Source organism: Rouxiella sp. S1S-2 (assembly GCF_009208105.1).
GTDB lineage: Bacteria > Pseudomonadota > Gammaproteobacteria > Enterobacterales > Enterobacteriaceae > Rouxiella.
The window spans coordinates 109,731-128,407 of the sequence record NZ_WFKL01000001.1; the positions used below are offsets into that span (position 1 = coordinate 109,731).

Genomic DNA, 18,677 nt, shown 5'->3' on the forward strand with positions numbered 1-18,677 from the left:
GGGTCAGAGGTAATATGAACGAACAATATTCCGCAATGCGAAGTAATGTCAGCACGTTGGGCAAGCTGCTTGGAGACACCATCAAGGACACGCTGGGAGAGCAGGTTCTCGAGCGCGTTGAAAAAATCCGCAAGTTGTCCAAATCCTCTCGTGCGGGTAATGAGGCAGACCGTCAGGAATTGCTGACTACGCTGCAAAACTTATCGAATGACGAATTACTTCCGGTTGCTCGCGCTTTCAGTCAGTTTTTAAACCTGACCAACGTGGCCGAGCAGTACCACAGTATTTCTCCACACGGCGAAGCAGCCAGCAATCCAGAAGCATTGGCACAGCTGATCGAACGTTTAAAATCTAAAAACTTGTCAGATCAGCAGTTACGCGATGCCGTTGAAGCGCTCTCCATTGAGCTGGTACTGACTGCGCATCCGACGGAAATTGCTCGCCGAACTCTGATCCATAAACTGGTTGAAATTAACAACTGCCTGAAGCAGCTCGACCATAACGATTTGGCCGACTACGAACGTAAGCAGATCATGCGTCGCCTGCGCCAATTGATTGCCCAGTCATGGCACACGGATGAAATCCGTAAAATTCGCCCTACGCCAGTTGATGAAGCCAAATGGGGCTTTGCCGTTGTTGAAAATAGCCTGTGGGAAGGCGTTCCGGCTTTCCTTCGCGAATTCAATGAACAGCTCGAAACCTCACTGGATTACAAAATGCCGGTCGAGGCCGTGCCGGTGCGATTCACCTCCTGGATGGGTGGCGATCGCGACGGTAACCCAAACGTGACGGCAGCTATCACGCGTCACGTGCTGCAGCTCAGCCGCTGGAAAGCGACCGACCTGTTCCTGCGCGACATTCACGTGTTGATTTCAGAGCTGTCGATGACCGAAGCCACACCGGAGCTGCGTGAACGCGCCGGTGGCGAAGACGTGGTGGAGCCTTATCGCACCATCATGAAAGACGTGCGTGCTCAACTGCTGTCAACCCAGGGTTACCTGGAAGCACGTCTGAAAGGCGAAAAACTGCCGCGTCCTAAAGACCTGCTGGTGAACAATGACCAGCTTTGGGAACCGCTGTACGCCTGCTATCAGTCATTGCTGGCCTGCAACATGGGCATTATCGCCAACGGTCAACTGCTTGATACGCTGCGCCGTGTGCGCTGTTTCGGCGTGCCGCTGGTACGTATTGATATCCGTCAGGAAAGTAATCGCCATACCGAAGCGATTGCCGAAATCACCCGCTTCCTCGGCTTGGGCGATTACGAAAGCTGGTCAGAAAACGACAAACAGGCGTTCCTGATCCGTGAATTGAACTCGGCCCGCCCGCTGGTTCCACGCAACTGGACCCCGAGTGCGGAAACCAAAGAAGTGCTGGATACCTGCCAGGTTGCCGCAGAAGCGCCTGAAGGCTCGATTGCCGCCTATGTCATCTCGATGGCGCGTACGCCTTCTGACGTGCTGGCGGTGCATTTACTGCTCAAAGAAGCCGGTTGTCCGTTTGCCATGCCGGTTGCCCCACTGTTTGAAACTCTTGATGACCTGAACAACGCGGATTCCGTGATGACTCAGTTGCTCAACATCGACTGGTATCGCGGTTTCATTCAGGGCAAACAAATGGTGATGATTGGCTATTCCGACTCCGCCAAAGACGCGGGCGTGATGGCAGCCTCGTGGGCGCAGTATCGCGCTCAGGATGCGTTAATCAAAACCTGTGAGAAAGCGGGCGTTCTGTTGACGCTGTTCCACGGACGCGGCGGCTCTATCGGGCGCGGTGGTGCACCGGCTCACGCCGCGCTGCTTTCACAGCCTCCGGGCAGCCTGAAAGGTGGCCTGCGCGTTACCGAACAGGGCGAAATGATCCGCTTCAAATACGGCCTGCCGGAAGTCACTATCAGCAGTCTGGCGCTTTACACCGGTGCCATTCTTGAGGCAAACCTGCTGCCGCCGCCTGAGCCTAAAAAGGCCTGGGTTGAGGTCATGGATCAGCTTTCTGACGTTTCGTGCAAGATGTACCGCGGCTACGTGCGTGAGAATAAAGACTTCGTGCCTTACTTCCGCTCGGCAACGCCTGAGCAGGAGCTGGCCAAGTTGCCTCTTGGTTCGCGTCCTGCCAAGCGTAAAGCCAGCGGCGGCGTTGAAAGCCTGCGCGCAATTCCATGGATTTTCGCCTGGACGCAAAACCGCCTGATGCTGCCAGCCTGGCTCGGTGCGGGTGCAGGTCTGCAAGCCGTTGTCGATGCCGGCAAGCGCGACGTGCTCGAGTCAATGTGCCGCGACTGGCCGTTCTTCTCTACGCGAATTGGCATGCTGGAAATGGTGTTTGCCAAAGCCGACCTGTGGCTGGCGGAATACTACGATCAGCGTCTGGTCAGCAAAGACCTGTGGCCGCTGGGTCAGAAACTGCGCGATCAGTTAAGCAACGACATCAAAGTGGTGTTGGCTATCTCCAATGACGATCACTTGATGGCGGACCTGCCTTGGATTGCCGAGTCTATTGCACTGCGTAACGTCTATACCGACCCGTTGAACGTCCTGCAAGCCGAGCTTCTGCATCGTTCCCGCCAGCTCGAAGAGCAAGGCGAGCTTGATGCCCGCGTTGAGCAAGCGTTGATGGTGACCATTGCCGGCGTGGCGGCTGGTATGCGTAATACCGGCTAGTCATTAGCCTTCCCCCAAAACGGGAAGGGTTAAATACTAAAAAACCCAGCTCTGATGTCTGGGTTTTTTTATGTCTCTGCTATGTAATACCGCGCAGAGTTCGCGTTGTAGCAAGCAGTATTGTGAATAAGTAACCGGGGCGAACGAAAGGGACCAATCAGGCTACAGTGCTAAAGATGCCGGTATTTCAGGTCTTACGCCCAACGTATGGCAAATAGCGTAGCTCATCTCAGCACGATTCAGGGTGTAGAAGTGGAAATCCTTCACACCTTCGCGACTCAGAATTTTAACCATGTCCATCGCCACGTTGGCGCCGACCATTTTGCGGGTCTCAGGGTCATCATCAAGCCCTTCAAACATGCTGGTCATCCAGTTGGGTACGCGCACGTTGGTCATTTTGGCAAAGCGTTGCAGCTGTTTGAAGTTGGATACCGGCAGAATGCCCGGCACAATTTCAACGTCAATTCCGGCGGATACGCAGCGGTCACGAAAACGCAGATAGCTCTCTACGTCGAAGAAGAACTGAGTAATCGCGCGGTTAGCTCCGGCGTCAATTTTGCGCTTCAGATTGATAAGGTCAGCCTGCGCGCTTTTCGCTTCAGGATGCACTTCAGGATAAGCCGCCACAGAAATATCAAAGTCACCCACGTCTTTCAGCAGGTGCACCAGGTCCGTTGCATACATTTCAGGTTTGCCGCTGTTAGGAGGCAAATCGCCGCGCAGAGCAACAATGTGGCGAATGCCGCTCTGCCAGTAGTCTTGTGCGATTTTGCGCAGCTCGGAAGGCGTGGCGTCAACGCAGGTCAAGTGCGGCGCAGCTTCAAGACCGGTGCGATCTTTAATGCCTTTAATAATGCTGTGAGTGCGGTCACGCTCGCCGGAATTTGCACCGTAAGTCACTGAAACAAATGTTGGTTTCAGGCTGCTAAGGCGGTCAATAGAGCTCCACAACGTGTCTTCCATTTCGCTGGTACGCGGCGGGAAAAACTCGAAAGATACGTTAATCTGCCCCTGTAATTCGGCCAGATTCTGGTTCAACGCTTCGCGCTGATTGGCGTGGAAAAAGCTCATACGGTCCCTACCTCGTGCATTACTTCGTTTTAATTATCGGCGTCACCTGATAAGCGTCTAGACGTCTAAACGTATGGATGTAAAATGCGGGATTTTGGTTAAAGAGTCAACTCAAAAATGATGTCGGGTTATGATTAATTTTCACTCAAAGTGAAGGAATTTCAAGTTCAGGCGGGAAGTGAAATATCCCCCTGCGGCAAGGCTGCGCAGGGGGAAAAAATTAAAGCAGCTGGGTCAAGCGGTTAAGGTCAGATTGAATGGCACCGGCAGTCACATCGCGTCCGGCACCCGGTCCACGGATAACCAGCGGATTATCACGATACCAACGGCTTTCGATAGCAAAAACGTTATCACACGGCAGCAACGAGGCCAGTGGATGATCATCGCGGACGGCTTCAACCCCCACGCGCGCCTTGCCGTTGGCGTCGAAGCGCGCCACGTAGCGCAGCACCAGGCCCATTTCTCTGGCCGCCTCAAGCCGCTGCAGCATTTGCTGATTCAGCGCCTCTCCCCCCTCAAAGAACTGATCGACCGAACCGGTCTCGCAGCCTTCAGGCACCAGCGACTCCACGCGAACCTGGGTAGGTTCAATGTCATAACCCGCTTCACGTGCCAGAATGACCAGCTTGCGCATCACGTCCTGGCCCGAAAGGTCCACACGCGGGTCTGGCTCGGTAAGACCCTGCTGCCACGCCTGATCCACCAGTTCGGTAAACGGCTGCGTGCCGTCAAATTGCAGGAACAACCAGGACAGCGTACCCGAAAAGATCCCGCTGATAGCCAGAATACTGTCGCCGCTTTCACGCAGATCACGCACCGTATGGTTGATAGGTAACCCAGCACCCACCGTGGCGTTGTACAGCCAGTGGCTGCCCGTTTTAGCAAACGCGTCGCGAATTTGGCGATACTGATTGCTGCACGAGGCGCCCGCCACTTTGTTCGCGCTAATGACGTGGAAACCATAGCTGGCGAAATCAAGGTATTGATCCGCAAGCTCGGCGCTGGCGGTAACATCGAGCACCACCAAATCATCATAAGGATGCGCACGCATCCACAAGAACAGCGACTCTTCGTCGTGCTCGCGTGCTTCATCGTCAAAAAACGCCAGTGCACGGCTGGCATCAAGCCCGTTGTAACTCAACAGGCTGCGTTTACTGTCAACTACGCCCGCCAGCACAAATTCGAATCCGCTGCGCGCAGAAATATTTTTCTGCTCACGGGCAAACAGCTCAAGCCAGCGCGAACCTATATTTCCTTTGCCAAACAGCATCAGGCCAATGCGTTTTTCAGCGCGGAACAGCGTGTTGTGCAGCCCCTGAACCAGATGCTCGGTAGGGCCTACGCGTAATACCGCCACCAGGCTAATACCGTCTTCCGCCTGCCAGATGAATTCTACCGGCTGGTCTTTGATTTCCTGATAGAAACGGTGGCTGTGCAGCGGGTTTTTGCATACCCCGGCCCCAACCAGTGCCACCATCGCCAACCCTTCTCGCAGCGTCAGGCGACCCGGTAAACCGGCCTCTTCGAGCACCGCCAGCGCGCTGTTAACCACCTCGGAGGTGTAACACAGCTGCAGAAGATTTCGGTCAGCGTGCACGCCGGTTGCGAGCGGTTTAACCTGAGCGCGTTTAAGCAATAGTTCAACGTCTTTATGCGCCAGCGCAAAATCATGAGCCGGACTGATAGCCACCTCAATCAGGCAGATATCGTCGTGACTGGTGACAATCTTCGCTCCAGTACCCGAGGCAAGCACGCGCTCAATGCGGGTCGAGCCCTGTTCAGGCTGATAGCTGCAACGCAGCTGCAAATCAATATCACTGCCCGATACCGGCTGTAAGGTGCGGGTGTGCAGCACCGGTGCCGCCAAACGCGCCAGCTCGCTGGCTTCGTCAAGGCGCAGCAGCGGAAGAAGGCAGGCATCTTTAACCTTGCGCGGGTCAGCGCTGTAAACACCGGCCACGTCACTCCATATGGTCACGCGGCTCACACCGGCCAGAGCACCAATCTGTGTAGCAGAATAGTCACTGCCGTTGCGCCCGAGCAGCACGGTTTCTCCCGCGTCATTGCGCGAGATAAAGCCGGTCACCACCAAGTACTGGTGAGGATGCTGGGCCAAAAGCTGTTGCAGCAGCGGGTAGGAACGACCCTCGTCCACCTGCGGCTGCGCGGCACGTTCGGCACGTAAAAAATCGCGGGCATCAAGCCAGGCGGAAGGCACGTCCATTTTCGCCAGCAGTGCCGACATGAGACGTGCAGACCACACTTCACCCTGCCCAACCACTTCGGCATAAACCGCGTCGGTCATTTTGCCGTCGAGCAGTATCGCCAAACGTTCGAGGTCGTTAATAAAGGTCGCAATCAGGGTTTCAGCCATTTCGACAGGCAGCAGGCCAGTAATCAGCTCACTCTGATAACGACGCAGCGCCTGCTGCACCTGATGGGCCGAGATCCGGTCGGTCTGACTAAGCTTAAGCCAGTTAATCAGCTGGTTAGTGGTACTACCCGCTGCCGAAACCACCATGATATCGCCAGGATTACCGTATTCAGCCATGATGCCAGCCACGCGAAGATAACATTTCGCGTCGGCCAGACTGCTACCGCCAAATTTGTGTAACTGCCGACTTCCTGCCGGCGCTGCAACCGCTATTGCACTCATTACTTACCTCTTTGCCGCCGCCTGGAAAGCCTGTTCCAGATCGGCAATTAAATCTTCGCTATCTTCAAGACCGACAGAAACGCGCAGTAAACTGTCGGATATCCCGGCGGCTGCCCGTGCTTCTGCTGACATGCCTGCGTGGGTCATGGTTGCGGTATGTGAAATCAGACTTTCTACGCCGCCCAGTGATTCGGCCAGCGTGAAAAGTTTTAATTCGGAGAGGAAGTGGCGTAAGCGTGCCTCATCTCCTGCAAATTCGAAGCTTACCATAGCACCAAATCCGCGCTGCTGACGTCGCGCAATTTCGTGACCCTGGTTCTCCGGCAGTGAAGGATGATACAGCTTTTTAACCAATGATTGTTTCTGTAAATAAGCAACGATAGCCAATGCATTTTCCTGCTGCTGTTTCACACGCACGCTAACGGTGCGCAGTCCGCGCAGCAACAGATAACTGTCGAAGGCTGCGCCGGTCACGCCAATATTATTTCCCCACCAGGCAAGCTCGGTGGCGTGCTCGGCAGTTTTGGAAATAACCGTGCCCGCCACCACGTCGGAATGGCCGTTCAAGTATTTGGTACACGAATGCACCACTAAATCCGCACCCAGCTTCAACGGCTGCTGCAACACCGGGCTCAGGAAGGTGTTGTCTACTACTGTCAGTGCACCGGCCTGATGTGCAGCGTCGCAAATGGCCTGAATATCGACGACGCGCAGCAGAGGATTACTTGGGGTTTCGATCAACACCAGCTTAGGCTGTTGCGCCAAGGCATCACTCAGCGCCTGCGGGTCACCCTGATCGACAAACAATACGCGATAAGCGCCACGCTTGCTCAGGCTGTCGAATAAACGATAGCTGCCGCCGTAGCAGTCGTGCGGAGCCACCAGCAAATCGCCCGGTTTAAGAAACACGGTGCACACCAGATGAATCGCCGACATACCGCTGCTGGTTAACACGGCACCCGCACCGCCTTCGAGGTCTGCCAAAGCCCGCTGGACCACGTCACGCGTGGGATTGCCGCGACGCGAATAGTCGTGAGCCCTTGGCTGATTAAAATCTTCAAAGTTATAGGTACTGGAGAGTGTAATAGGTGGAACAACGCAGCCATATTGCTGGTCGATGTTAAGTCCACTGCTAACCGCGATAGTGCCTTGCTTGAGCGTCATATGTGCTCCCCGACGGGATTAAATGAGGATGAGGGAGTAAAGATTAATCGTTAGCGGGATAGACGTCAATACATCTGGACATCTAAACTTCTTTGCGTATAGATTGAGGATTGTGATAATACCCGCTAAAATTATAGGAATATGGCTTATTATGTGGACGCTACTGCGCTGATTGGCGCAGTTAAACACAAATTTGCATCCGCTGACAAAGTGAACAACATCCCGACAGGATTGTTGCAAATATGACGGCTATAGTGAGATCGGCGGAAATATAGTGAGATCTGTGGAAATCGGGCATAATCCCCGGGTTTTCAGAATTTTATTTTTATTTGATAAATTTAAGGTGTCCCATGGCTGAGTGGAACGGCGAATATGTCAGCCCTTACGCTGAACACGGTAAAAAAAGCGAACAAGTTAAAAAGATCACGGTTTCCATTCCTCTGAAAGTATTGAAGATTTTGACGGACGAGCGCACACGTCGCCAGGTGAATAACCTGCGTCATGCCACGAACAGTGAATTGCTGTGTGAAGCTTTTCTGCATGCCTTTACTGGCCAGCCGTTGCCGAACGATGAAGACCTGCGTAAAGAACGCAGCGATGAAATCCCGGAAGCCGCCAAAATTCTCATGCGAGAGCTGGGTGTAGATCCCGATACTTGGGAGTATTAAGAAGAGTTTTGCGTTTCTAATTGCAGAAACGCAGGCAACAAAAAAGGCGCCACCGGCGCCTTTTTTTGCTTTCGGGCTAAGCTTATTTGCTGCCCGGTACGCTGAAACGCTTGTTGAAGCGGTCAACGCGTCCACCGGTAGTTACTTCACGTTGCTTACCAGTGTAGAACGGGTGACATTCGCCACAAACGTCCAGGTTCAGATCGTGACCAACGGTAGATCCGATTTTGATAACGTTACCGCAAGAACAGTTAGCAGTAACAACTTCGTATTTAGGGTGAATACCTTGTTTCATGGGAAAACCTCTGTTTAGGCCGCATCGCTATCCAACCGTGTTTCCGTCGGACACCACGCGTAGTGTAAATGATTAGGTCTTTGATACGGAATGCACCAAAGGCGGCGAATCATACAGAATATAAACTGACCGCGCAATCATGTTCATGCATTCCGAGTCACACAGTGTACACTATCTCGTCATTTTTTTATAGTCTGGACCCCAAATGCCCGTTGCTCACGTTGCTCTACCCGTTCCTTTAAACCGCACCTTTGACTACTTATTACCGCCCGGTATGCAGGTGGTTCCCGGCTGTCGGGTTAGCGTTCCTTTTGGTAAACGCGAGGCAATTGGTATTGTTACCGGCGTAAGCGACACCAGCGATTTCCCGATTGAAAAGCTCAAGCCGGTGGCGGCGATGCTTGATAATCGTAGCCTTTATACGCAAGACCTCTGGCGCGTGCTGCACTGGGCGGCCGACTATTATCATTTTCCTCTCGGCGAAGTGCTGCTTCATGCCCTGCCGGTGCTGTTGCGTCAGGGAAAAGCGGCCGAACTCACCCCGCTTTGGCAGTGGTTTGCCACCGAACAAGGACGTGCAACGCCACTCGACAGCCTGAAACGCGCGCCCAAGCAGCAACAGGCAATGGCCGCCCTGCTGCAGGGGAAAATTTATCGTCATCAGGTCAGTCATCTTGATCTGAACGAAGCGGCGCTGCAGGCGCTGCGAGCCAAAAGCCTGGCCGACCTGCAGAGCGTGTCGCCGGTCACACAGGACTGGCGCAAGGATTTCAGCGTGATAGGTGAACGCCTGCGGCTTAATACCGAGCAGGCCACCGCCGTCGGCGCAATCCGCAGTGAAGACCAGCAGTTCTCCGCCTGGCTGCTGGCCGGTGTGACCGGCTCAGGTAAAACCGAAGTTTATCTGAGCGTGCTGGAAAACATTCTGGCACAGGGGCGGCAGGCGTTGGTGATGGTGCCCGAGATTGGTCTGACGCCGCAGACTATCGCCCGTTTTCGCGAACGTTTTAGCGCCCCTGTCGATGTTTTACATTCTGGTCTAAACGACAGTGAACGGCTGGCAGTTTGGCTGCGGGCGCGCAACGGCGAGGCCGGTATTGTTATCGGCACCCGTTCATCGCTGTTTACGCCGTTTGCCCGCCTTGGCGTGATAATTATCGATGAAGAACACGACAGCTCTTATAAACAGCAGGAAGGCTGGCGCTACCATGCCCGTGACCTGGCAGTATTTCGCGCGCATGCGGAAAATATTCCGATAATTATGGGCTCTGCCACCCCAGCGCTTGAAACGTTGCACAATGTGCAGCTCGGTAAATACCGCCAACTGACACTGACCAAGCGCGCCGGTAATGCCAAACCCCCCGTGCACCACTTAGTCGATTTAAAAGGGATGCCGCTTAAAGTTGGGTTGTCGCAGCCCTTAATCCAGCGTATGCAGCAGCATTTAAAAGCCGATAATCAGGTGATGCTGTTTCTTAATCGACGCGGTTATTCCCCGGCGCTACTGTGCCACGAGTGCGGCTGGATAGCCGAGTGCCAGCGTTGCGATCATTACTACACTTTCCACCAGAATTATCGGCAGCTGCGCTGTCACCACTGCGACAGCCAGCGTCCGGTGCCGCACCAGTGTCCGCAGTGTGGCTCAACGCAGCTGGTTTCCGTGGGCGTAGGCACCGAACAGCTTGAGAACGAACTGGCCCCGCTGTTTCCTGATACGCCGATTACGCGCATTGACCGTGACACCACCAGCCGCAAGGGGTCGCTCGAGCAGCATCTGGCCGAGGTCCACCGGGGCGGGGCGCGTATTTTGATTGGTACGCAAATGTTAGCCAAGGGGCATCACTTCCCTGACGTCACGCTGGTTTCACTGCTGGATGTTGACGGTGCGCTGTTTTCAGCAGATTTCCGCTCGGCCGAGCGTTTCGCGCAGCTCTATACCCAAGTTTCAGGTCGTGCCGGGCGTGCAGGCAAAAACGGTGAGGTGGTGCTGCAAACGCATCACCCTGATCATCCTCTGCTGCAGGTATTACTCCATCAGGGCTATGAGGCGTTTTCAAAACAAACGTTGGAAGAGAGGAAAAGCGTATTTTTACCGCCGTTTACCAACCACATTCTTTTTCGTTCGGAAGATCACGACAATCGGCAGTCTGCGCTATTTTTACAACAGCTGCGCAATTTGCTGGAATCCAGCCCGCTAAAGGATGACTCGCTGTGGATACTTGGGCCAGTTCCCGCTTTACAGGCCAAGCGCAGCGGCCGTTTTCGCTGGCAGCTGCTGTTGCAGCATCCTTCACGCAAGGTGCTACAGCATTTGATTAAAAGCTCAATGCCGCTCATTGGCAGTTTGCCGCAGGCCAAAAAAGTAAAATGGACCCTGGATGTTGATCCGATTGATAATTAATTTAAGAAACAGTCGTTTTTTTGGAATACGGCACGGAAAAAACACATAAGTCACATTTTTTATGCAATTAGGTAACTAATCCTAGTCACATTCTGTTTAGAATGTGATGAGCTACGCAGAGCTATTGCTAGCTTGATAAATAAATATTAAATATGCACGGATGCTGCAAATAACTTATAAAAAATAAACATCCATGATGTCGTGTCAGTTTGATGCAGGTGCAAGGAGAGATGCGTTGGATCAGAACAGAGTTATTCCTACCGCTACCATGAAAGACGTGGCGGAAATGGCGGGTGTTTCCACCGCCACGGTATCACGGGCGTTAATGAACCCCGAGAAGGTTTCAGCGCCGACCCGTCAACGGGTTGAACAGGCGGTTATCGCCGTAGGATATTCGCCGCACTCTCTGTCCCGCAATCTCAAGCGCAACGAATCGCGCACAATACTGGTTATCATCCCTGACATTTGCGATCCGTTCTTCGCTGACGTGATCCAGGGGATCGAACGAACGGCCGCTGAAAGCGGATATCTGGTGCTGATTGGCGATTGCGCCCAGCAAAATCAGCAAGAAAAAACCTTTATTAATCTTATCATTACCAAACAAATCGATGGCATGCTGCTGCTCGGCTCAGACTTACCGTTTGACGCCAGCAAAGAAGAACAGCGCAACCTGCCGCCAATGGTGATGGCCAACGAGTTTGCACCGGAACTCGAACTGCCGACGGTGCATATCGACAACCTGACCGCCGCCTATGACGCCGTCCATTATTTGATTGGCCTTGGGCATCAGCAAATCGCCTGTATCGCCGGTCCTGACTCCATGCCACTTTGCCAATATCGTCTGCAGGGCTATATTCAGGCCATCCGTCGCAATGGGCAAACGGTTGAAAGTCACTACATTGCGCACGGCGATTTTAGCTATGAATCTGGGGCGCAGGCCCTGTCAACACTGATGAGTCAGCCCAAGCCGCCGACCGCCATTTTCTGTCATAACGACATCATGGCCATCGGCGCAATGTGTGAGGCGAAAAAATTAGGGCTGCGCATCCCACAAGATTTGTCTATTGTTGGTTTCGATGATATTAAAATCAGCCAGTTCTATGACCCGCCGTTAACCACGGTGGCTCAACCAAGATTCCAGATTGGCCGGGAAGCCATGTTATTATTATTGGAACAACTTAACGGTCATTCGGTACAAAGCGGTTCACGTTTGCTCGACAGTGAACTGGTTATTCGCGGCAGTACTGCTGCGCCCAAGCGCTAGTTAACAGTAAAGTTTTCAGGACTCTGTAAAATGACGTACTTCTTTAAACATAACGACACAGCGAAACGATAGTGGCACAAAAAGACTATGTGAGCCGTGGACGCTCAGGAGCACGGCGGAAGAAAAGTACCAGCCGTAAAAAAAGCAGTTCCCCGACAGTATCCAAAACGATGGTGGCAATAGCCGCCGCCGTTCTGGTGGTCTTTATCGGTGGCCTATACTTTTTGACTCATAAGAAAATGGAAGAGGCAGAGATTCTGCCAACGCACGCGACACGTCCGGGTAATGGCCTACCGCCTAAGCCAGAAGAGCGCTGGCGCTATATCAAAGAGCTCGAGAATCGTCAGATGGGCGTACAAACCCCAACGGAGCCGACCTCCGGCGGTGACGTGTCGTCTAAAACTCAGCTAACGCCAGAACAGCGCCAGCTGCTCGAGCAGATGCAGGCAGATATGCGTCAAACGCCGACGCAGCTCAATGAAGTGCCTTATAACGATCCGTCGCAGGCGGCGCGAACTGCACCGACGTCAAGGCAATCGAGCAGCCAGCCGACGTTTATGCAGCAGCCGGTAAGAGCCCCTCAGGCACAACAGCCTGCGCCAGTTCAGCGGCCTAAGCCGGTTCAACAACAGCCTGTGTTTACGCAGCCAAAACCGGAGCACGAAAAACCGCAGCAGCAGCCAATGATCACCCAGGCAAAACCGGAACGTGAAAAACCGCAGCCGCAACAGCAGCAAAATATTGCTCAGAATGCTCCGGAAAAAGAGAAACCCAAAGAGCAGGAGAAATCCCAGCGCTTCATCGTGCAGTGTGGTTCATTCCGCGGCACCGAACAGGCGGAATCTGTGCGTGCCAGACTGGCGTTTGAAGGCTTCGAGAGCCGTGTGACCTCAAGCGGTGGCTGGAATCGCGTGGTTATCGGACCGTATAACAATCGCGCAGGCGCCGACGGCACACTGTCTCGTTTGAAAGGTTCTGGCATCTCAAGCTGTATTCCGGTCCCCGTCGGGGGTTGAAAACCCATAATCCTCCCCAATCTATACATTCAATATGGCCCGCAAAGTTATGAGACCTGAACAGGGTCCCATAACTTTGACGGGATCTTTTCCGTCTGCAACGAGGAACAGCTCGTGACAACAATTGTATGTGTACGCCGTAATGGCCATGTCGTGGTAGGTGGTGATGGTCAGGCCACGATGGGTAACACCGTAATGAAGGGCAACGTCGTTAAAGTCCGCACCTTCTACAAAGATAAAGTGATCGCGGGCTTTGCCGGCGGTACAGCCGATGCGTTTACACTGTTTGAGCTGTTTGAGCGCAAACTGGAAATGCATCAGGGACATTTGACCAAAGCCGCCGTTGAACTGGCAAAAGACTGGCGCACCGATCGTATGCTGCGCCGTCTTGAAGCGCTATTGGTCGTGGCCGATGAAACAGACTCTCTGCTTATCAGCGGTAACGGCGACGTCATTCGTCAGGATAACGGGCTTATTGCTATCGGTTCTGGCGGTGCTTATGCCCAGGCGGCGGCCACTGCGCTATTGGAAAATACCGAGTTAAGCGCGCGTGAAATTGCGGAAAAATCGCTGAATATTGCCGGTGATATCTGCATTTATACCAACCATAACCTCAATTTCCTGGAATTGCCTAAGCAATCCCAAGCGTAAGGATCGAAAATTATGTCCGAAATGACCCCACGCGAGATTGTCAGCGAATTAGACAGCTACATCATCGGCCAACACAATGCGAAGCGCGCCGTTGCCATTGCCTTGCGCAACCGCTGGCGCCGCATGCAGCTCGACGAAGCGCTGCGCCATGAAGTCACGCCTAAAAATATTCTGATGATCGGCCCAACCGGCGTCGGTAAAACCGAAATCGCCCGTCGTTTGGCGAAACTTGCCAATGCGCCGTTCATCAAGGTCGAAGCCACCAAGTTCACCGAAGTGGGTTACGTGGGTAAAGAGGTCGACTCAATCATTCGCGACCTGACCGATTCAGCGATTAAAATGGTGCGCCAGCAGTCTATTGAAAGGAACCGCTACCGCGCCGAAGAGTTGGCAGAAGAGCGCATTCTCGACGTGCTTATTCCTCCCGCTAAAAACAACTGGGGCCAGGCGGACGAAGCGCAGGAACCTTCTGCTGCGCGTCAGTCTTTCCGTAAAAAACTGCGCGAAGGCCTGCTCGACGACAAAGAAATCGAAATTAACGTGGCCGATTCGCCCGCAGGCGTCGAAATAATGGCACCTCCGGGCATGGAAGAGATGACCAACCAGCTGCAGTCGATGTTCCAAAACATGGCGGGTCAGAAGCAGAAAGCGCGCAAGATGAAAATCAAGGAAGCCCACAAGCTGCTGATTGAAGAAGAAGCGGCCAAGCTGGTTAACCCTGAAGAGCTGAAAGAGCAGGCCATTGAAGCCGTTGAGCAGCACGGGATCGTGTTTATCGACGAGATCGACAAAATCTGTAAACGCGGCGGTCAAAGTTCAGGCCCGGACGTTTCACGTGAAGGCGTGCAGCGTGACCTGCTGCCGCTGGTTGAAGGCTGTACCGTCTCAACTAAGCACGGCATGGTGAAGACTGACCATATTCTGTTTATCGCTTCCGGCGCATTCCAGACCTCGAACCCGTCGGACCTCATCCCTGAATTACAGGGTCGTTTGCCGATCCGCGTTGAGCTACAGGCGCTGTCTACCGAAGACTTCGAGCGTATTCTGACTGAGCCGAGTGCTTCCCTGACTCACCAGTACAAAGCGCTGATGCAAACCGAAGGAGTCACCATCAACTTTACTTCCGACGGTATTCGCCGCATTGCCGAAGCCGCATGGCAGGTTAACGAAACTACCGAGAACATCGGCGCACGTCGTCTGCACACCGTACTTGAGCGTTTGATGGAAGATATCTCCTACGACGCCAGCGAAAGCAACGGTATTTCAATAAACATTGATGCAGATTACGTTCGTAGCCACTTAGATGCACTTGTTGCTGATGAAGACCTGAGCCGATTCATCTTATAATTTGCGCACACCTTCGTGGTTAAGAAAATGGGGAGGCTAAGGCCTCCCTTTTTTATTGCCTCGAATTCATCCGGCCCGAGCAGAACGGATAACGCACATTATGAGCACGCTTCCCCTTAATACTCCCGCCAGCGCCTGGCTTCAAAGCCTGAGATTACGCACCCTTCCCCTGGCCTTTGCCTCGATTCTGGTCGGCTCATCGCTCGCCAGCTTTCAAGGGAGCATGAAACCGTCGGTCGCACTGTTGGCATTGTTAACCGCCGGACTGCTGCAAGTGCTTTCCAACCTGGCAAATGACTACGGCGACGCCGTCAAAGGCAGCGATACGCCTGCAAGGCTCGGCCCAGTGCGCGGCATGCAAAAAGGGCTGATTACTCACCATCAAATGAAGCGGGCAATCAAACTGTGCGTTTTTGCTGCCGTGATATCGGGTCTGGCGCTGATTACCGTTGCCTGCCAAAAACCTGCGGATATGTTGGTGTTTCTGCTGCTCGGCCTGCTCTCGATTGCCGCAGCCATTACTTACACCGTAGGTACCCGACCGTATGGATACCGCGGACTGGGTGATGCATCGGTGCTGCTGTTTTTTGGCTGGATTAGCGTAGCGGGAACCTACTATCTGCAGGTCGGGAAAATTGACCTACTGGTGCTGCTGCCGGCGACGGCATGCGGAATGCTGGCCGCGGCAGTGTTGAATATCAATAACCTGCGCGATATTGAAAGCGACGCCGAACACGGTAAAAACACGCTGGCCGTCAGACTGGGGCCAAAGATGGCGCGTTATTATCAGCTTTTTTTACTGCTGGGTGCCATAGTCTGCCTGGCGCTGTTTTCGACGTACTATTTTCCTGGCTGGCGCGGTTTTCTCTTTCTGCTGGCCGCGCCGATGCTGGCCAGTCACGGCACAAAAGTGCTGCGCAGCACCGTCCCCGAGCAGGCACGGCCGCTGCTTGAACACATGGTGAAAGCGGCGTTGCTCACCCAGATGCTGTTCGCTCTCGGACTCTTTCTCAACTAACTGAATGTTATTCAATCATCATGTGCAAAATATGCGCATTAACACTTAACAATTGATGATTTTGCCAACATTAGCCAGAAAGGGATATACTGAAAGCTCACGCGAGCAACCAGATAAAAATCCTATGAAATACGATACTTCAGAACTATGCGACATTTATCATGAAGAAGTGAATGTCGTTGAGCCCCTGTTCTCCAACTTTGGTGGACGTACTTCATTTGGCGGGCAAATCACTACCGTGAAATGCTTCGAAGACAATGGCTTGCTCTATGAGTTGCTGGAAGAGAATGGCCGTGGCCGCGTTCTTCTGGTTGACGGCGGTGGTTCGGTAAGACGCGCCCTGCTTGATGCTGGCCTCGCAAACCTGGCGTTACAAAACGAATGGGAAGGCATTGTCATTTACGGCGCCGTACGTCAGGTTGATGACCTCGAAGAACTGGACATCGGTATTCAGGCAATGGCCGCTATTCCCGCAGGGGCCGCAAGTGAAGGCATTGGCGAAAGCGACATCCGCGTTAATTTCGGCGGCGTGACTTTCTTCTCAGGCGATCATCTCTATGCTGACAACACCGGCATCGTGCTCTCGGAAGATCCGCTCGATATCGAATAACCTTCTATTTTAAAAAAATAGACAACAAAAAAGACGCCTCGAAGAGCGTCTTTTTTATTTTTGGAGCGAGAAAGATATCACCGAGTCATTGGAGTTGCAGCAAGGCAGCGAGCGAATGTGGCTAACGTCGCTGCAACTTCAAGAACGAAGGTAAATCCAATACCCTGTGGATTTCGAGGTGCAGTAAGGCGACAACTTAGCCAGTCCCCGGGAGCTTACTAAAGTAAGTGACGGGGGTGAACATAGGCAGTCAACGCATCTGCAACTTGAAAGGTGAAAGGGATTTAGACTTCTTCCATTTTTCCTAACAGTGAGCGCAGGCGCTCCTGCCATACGTGCTGCTCTTCTTTCAGGTGGGTGTTTTCACGAACCAGTGATTCGTGGTTACCGCTAGCCTGTTGAACCTGCTGAGACAGATTATTGTTCTGCTCTTTCAGCTCTTCAATTTCCATCTGCAGCAATGTAATGGTATCAATCGCTTGCTGAACTTTAGTTTCTAGTTTCTCAAATACTTCAAATGACATGGTTATTCCCCTTATGTTCGCAAGGCGTACATCTTTTAAGACTCGCCACACCTTCCCGATGCGGCTCGATAATTCAATTAACTACCTACTTTAATTAATACCGATTGTATGTAGGCATACCTTCCCTGTCTAGCAACATACTGGTCCTGCACGCAGTCTGTTGCAATTATCTCGCCTCGACTATCAGGAAAAACCTAAAGTCCGCCGCATCCAGTCACTAAATTCGCTAGTTTCGCCGCGAAGAACCCATTTTGATGGTCACCCTACCACCGCAAAACACGCGTATTCGCTCATTTTTATGACGCAGCACACACATTTTGATTTCGGTATTTCTCGTTTATGCTCGTTAACGATAAATTCACATTAACTTCTCATCTCGTATGAGATGTTAAAAATTAAATAACACTAAACAATAAAACCAAGTGATTTATACCCTACCCTTAACAACTATCCTTTATAGGATTCGATTATGAGCCAAACTATGAGTTCCACAATCAAAGGTCAGTGCATCGCTGAGTTTCTGGGAACCGGCCTGATTATCTTTTTTGGTGCAGGCTGCGTCGCGGCAATGAAACTCGCTGGTGCCTCTTTCGGCCAGTGGGAAATCAGCATCATCTGGGGTCTTGGCGTTTCAATGGCTGTTTACCTGACGGCCGCCATTTCCGGTGCACACCTTAATCCGGCGATCACTATCGCGCTGTGCCTGTTCGCCAACTTTGAAGGCCGCAAGGTCTTGCCTTACATCGTGGCACAGATAGCCGGTGCCTTCTGTGCGGCAGCGTTGGTATATGGCCTCTACTACAACCTTTTCTTCGACTACGAACAGAGCCACAACATGGTCCGTGGCAGCGTTGAAAGCCTGGATTTAGCCGGTATCTTCTCTACCTACCCGAATCCACACATCAGCGTTCTGCAGGCATTTTTGGTTGAAGCTGTGATCACTGCCGTACTGATGGCCCTGATCCTCGCACTGACTGATGACGGCAACGGCGTTCCGCGCGGCGCATTGGCTCCTTTGCTGATTGGTCTGTTAATCGCCGTTATCGGTGCATCAATGGGTCCATTGACCGGATTTGCCCTTAACCCGGCGCGTGACTTTGGTCCGAAACTGTTCGCTTACTTCGCCGGATGGGGAAAAGTTGCCTTCACCGGTGCACGTGACATCCCTTACTTCCTGGTTCCTATCTTTGGCCCGTTGGTAGGTGCATGCCTGGGTGCAGTTGGTTATAAAGCATTGATTAGCAATCATCTTCCACAGACTGTTGCAGCAGCGGAAGAGAAAGCACCACAGCCAAAACAACGTAAAGCCTGATAGGCTACTCTGTTTCAAAG

The 18,677-nt window shown here is 52.8% G+C and carries 15 protein-coding genes; 10 read left to right on the plus strand and 5 right to left on the minus strand.

Features of this window, described 5'->3' with window-relative positions:
- The first annotated feature begins 14 nt into the window (after nt 1-14).
- On the plus strand, nt 15-2,660 hold the full coding sequence (gene ppc / locus GA565_RS00505; protein WP_152196947.1) for a phosphoenolpyruvate carboxylase: 2,646 nt from the start codon (nt 15-17) through the stop codon (nt 2,658-2,660).
- Between the two features lie 162 nt (nt 2,661-2,822).
- On the opposite strand, the gene metF is transcribed toward ppc, so the two are convergent.
- The 3 genes from metF to metB all read right to left on the minus strand — a co-directional run bounded on the left by metF (nt 2,823) and on the right by metB (nt 7,551).
- Nucleotides 2,823-3,731 (minus strand): methylenetetrahydrofolate reductase, encoded by a 909-nt coding sequence (gene metF / locus GA565_RS00510; protein WP_152196948.1) that lies wholly within the window; start codon nt 3,729-3,731, stop codon nt 2,823-2,825.
- 220 nt (nt 3,732-3,951) lie between these two features.
- The gene (locus tag GA565_RS00515; protein ID WP_152196949.1) at nt 3,952-6,387 is read right to left on the minus strand and encodes a bifunctional aspartate kinase/homoserine dehydrogenase II; all 2,436 of its coding nucleotides are present in this window, start codon (nt 6,385-6,387) and stop codon (nt 3,952-3,954) included.
- A gap of 3 nt (nt 6,388-6,390) precedes the next feature.
- Complete coding sequence (gene metB / locus GA565_RS00520; protein ID WP_152196950.1) at nt 6,391-7,551, minus strand: cystathionine gamma-synthase; 1,161 nt, start codon at nt 7,549-7,551, stop codon at nt 6,391-6,393.
- A gap of 350 nt (nt 7,552-7,901) precedes the next feature.
- Here metB and metJ point away from each other — a divergent pair, with 350 nt between their 5' ends.
- On the plus strand, nt 7,902-8,219 hold the full coding sequence (metJ, locus tag GA565_RS00525; protein WP_004392248.1) for a met regulon transcriptional regulator MetJ: 318 nt from the start codon (nt 7,902-7,904) through the stop codon (nt 8,217-8,219).
- A gap of 82 nt (nt 8,220-8,301) precedes the next feature.
- On the opposite strand, the gene rpmE is transcribed toward metJ, so the two are convergent.
- Complete coding sequence (gene rpmE / locus GA565_RS00530) at nt 8,302-8,514, minus strand: 50S ribosomal protein L31 (protein ID WP_055773620.1); 213 nt, start codon at nt 8,512-8,514, stop codon at nt 8,302-8,304.
- A 205-nt stretch (nt 8,515-8,719) separates the two neighbouring features.
- On the opposite strand from rpmE, the gene priA reads away from it, so the two are divergent.
- The 7 genes from priA to rraA all read left to right on the plus strand — a co-directional run bounded on the left by priA (nt 8,720) and on the right by rraA (nt 16,821).
- Nucleotides 8,720-10,915, plus strand: a complete 2,196-nt coding sequence (priA, locus tag GA565_RS00535) for a primosomal protein N' (protein WP_152196951.1) — start codon at nt 8,720-8,722, stop codon at nt 10,913-10,915.
- 235 nt (nt 10,916-11,150) lie between these two features.
- Nucleotides 11,151-12,179, plus strand: coding sequence for a DNA-binding transcriptional regulator CytR (cytR, locus tag GA565_RS00540; RefSeq protein ID WP_152196952.1), 1,029 nt, complete (start codon nt 11,151-11,153; stop codon nt 12,177-12,179).
- A gap of 71 nt (nt 12,180-12,250) precedes the next feature.
- Entirely contained in the window at nt 12,251-13,195 is a 945-nt protein-coding gene (gene ftsN, locus GA565_RS00545; protein ID WP_152196953.1) for a cell division protein FtsN, read from the plus strand.
- Between the two features lie 114 nt (nt 13,196-13,309).
- Complete coding sequence (gene hslV, locus GA565_RS00550; protein ID WP_055773617.1) at nt 13,310-13,846, plus strand: ATP-dependent protease subunit HslV; 537 nt, start codon at nt 13,310-13,312, stop codon at nt 13,844-13,846.
- A 12-nt stretch (nt 13,847-13,858) separates the two neighbouring features.
- A complete protein-coding gene (hslU, locus tag GA565_RS00555; RefSeq protein ID WP_152196954.1) occupies nt 13,859-15,193 on the plus strand; it encodes an HslU--HslV peptidase ATPase subunit in 1,335 nt (444 codons plus the stop codon).
- A 100-nt stretch (nt 15,194-15,293) separates the two neighbouring features.
- Nucleotides 15,294-16,211 carry a 1,4-dihydroxy-2-naphthoate polyprenyltransferase gene (locus GA565_RS00560; RefSeq protein WP_152196955.1) on the plus strand — a complete coding sequence of 306 codons (918 nt, stop codon included), beginning with the start codon at nt 15,294-15,296 and terminating at the stop codon, nt 16,209-16,211.
- Nucleotides 16,212-16,335: 124 nt separating this feature from the next.
- Nucleotides 16,336-16,821 carry a ribonuclease E activity regulator RraA gene (gene rraA, locus GA565_RS00565; protein WP_055773640.1) on the plus strand — a complete coding sequence of 162 codons (486 nt, stop codon included), beginning with the start codon at nt 16,336-16,338 and terminating at the stop codon, nt 16,819-16,821.
- Between the two features lie 284 nt (nt 16,822-17,105).
- Here rraA and zapB read toward each other — a convergent pair whose 3' ends face one another.
- Nucleotides 17,106-17,345 carry a cell division protein ZapB gene (gene zapB / locus GA565_RS00570; protein ID WP_055773614.1) on the minus strand — a complete coding sequence of 80 codons (240 nt, stop codon included), beginning with the start codon at nt 17,343-17,345 and terminating at the stop codon, nt 17,106-17,108.
- Nucleotides 17,346-17,814: 469 nt separating this feature from the next.
- Between zapB and GA565_RS00575 the strand changes: the two genes are divergently transcribed.
- The gene (locus GA565_RS00575) at nt 17,815-18,657 is read left to right on the plus strand and encodes an MIP/aquaporin family protein (RefSeq protein WP_055773613.1); all 843 of its coding nucleotides are present in this window, start codon (nt 17,815-17,817) and stop codon (nt 18,655-18,657) included.
- The last annotated feature ends 20 nt before the right edge of the window (nt 18,658-18,677 follow it).

What these genes read in the sequence shown, in the direction of transcription:
- ppc (WP_152196947.1), top strand. Translation starts at nt 15, where the DNA reads ATGAACGAACAATATTCCGCAATGCGAAGTAATGTCAGCACGTTGGGC.
- metF (WP_152196948.1), bottom strand. Translation starts at nt 3,731, where the DNA reads ATGAGCTTTTTCCACGCCAATCAGCGCGAAGCGTTGAACCAGAATCTG.
- GA565_RS00515 (WP_152196949.1), bottom strand. Translation starts at nt 6,387, where the DNA reads ATGAGTGCAATAGCGGTTGCAGCGCCGGCAGGAAGTCGGCAGTTACAC.
- metB (WP_152196950.1), bottom strand. Translation starts at nt 7,551, where the DNA reads ATGACGCTCAAGCAAGGCACTATCGCGGTTAGCAGTGGACTTAACATC.
- metJ (WP_004392248.1), top strand. Translation starts at nt 7,902, where the DNA reads ATGGCTGAGTGGAACGGCGAATATGTCAGCCCTTACGCTGAACACGGT.
- rpmE (WP_055773620.1), bottom strand. Translation starts at nt 8,514, where the DNA reads ATGAAACAAGGTATTCACCCTAAATACGAAGTTGTTACTGCTAACTGT.
- priA (WP_152196951.1), top strand. Translation starts at nt 8,720, where the DNA reads ATGCCCGTTGCTCACGTTGCTCTACCCGTTCCTTTAAACCGCACCTTT.
- hslU (WP_152196954.1), top strand. Translation starts at nt 13,859, where the DNA reads ATGTCCGAAATGACCCCACGCGAGATTGTCAGCGAATTAGACAGCTAC.
- GA565_RS00560 (WP_152196955.1), top strand. Translation starts at nt 15,294, where the DNA reads ATGAGCACGCTTCCCCTTAATACTCCCGCCAGCGCCTGGCTTCAAAGC.
- rraA (WP_055773640.1), top strand. Translation starts at nt 16,336, where the DNA reads ATGAAATACGATACTTCAGAACTATGCGACATTTATCATGAAGAAGTG.
- zapB (WP_055773614.1), bottom strand. Translation starts at nt 17,345, where the DNA reads ATGTCATTTGAAGTATTTGAGAAACTAGAAACTAAAGTTCAGCAAGCG.
- GA565_RS00575 (WP_055773613.1), top strand. Translation starts at nt 17,815, where the DNA reads ATGAGCCAAACTATGAGTTCCACAATCAAAGGTCAGTGCATCGCTGAG.